Below are 594 nucleotides of genomic sequence, written 5' to 3'. Positions count from 1 at the left end.
GCAGTGAACGTGCACGACTCAAGCATTTATGTTGGGGATACTTGGAAATCGGAAGATAACTTTGACTTTGCCCTTGATAAAGATGGCAATAAAGTTGATTTCAGTCAACTCACAGTAGATGATTCGAAAGTAAATACCACTAAAGCTGGAATTAATGAAGTAACCTACACTTATGATGGTGTGACGAGTACAGCGAAAGTGACGATTTATTCTGTAGAAAATAATAAAGATTCCAAAGTTGATAAAATCCCAATGACTAAAATTAGTAAATCTAAAAGTGAATTACCCAAAACTGGGATAAATGATTCTCCTATTTTACTTAATATAATCGGTGGAATTACAACAATCGCCTCACTTGCTCTTTTCTTTAGAAGAAAAATTTAAAACAATCAGTATATGAATTAAGAGCTTTATTCATTTATAATAACAAACCTATACAACATCTATTTAATGATAATTTTAATTATTGAAAGAAATTCATTGAAAATTTTTAAAAGGTTATCAAATTAAATTTTATTACCCGAATTGCTAGTTGATTATTTAGCCATGACTTGATACCCGATAGAATATCTTAAAGTCTCTGGTTCCAGTGAT

Annotated in this window: 1 protein-coding gene; it reads left to right on the top strand. The window is 30.3% G+C overall.

Annotation, left to right across the window (positions count from 1 at the left end; genetic code table 11):
* A partial coding sequence (locus RSC39_RS12010; protein ID WP_332537471.1) for a bacterial Ig-like domain-containing protein occupies positions 1-384 on the top strand: 384 nt, incomplete at its 5' end.
* Between the last annotated feature and the right edge of the window lie 210 nt (positions 385-594).

Origin of the sequence: Lactococcus sp., assembly GCF_036648155.1 — a bacterium.
In the GTDB taxonomy this organism is placed as follows: domain Bacteria; phylum Bacillota; class Bacilli; order Lactobacillales; family Streptococcaceae; genus Lactococcus; species Lactococcus cremoris.
This window is presented reverse-complemented; position numbering and strand designations above follow the sequence as displayed.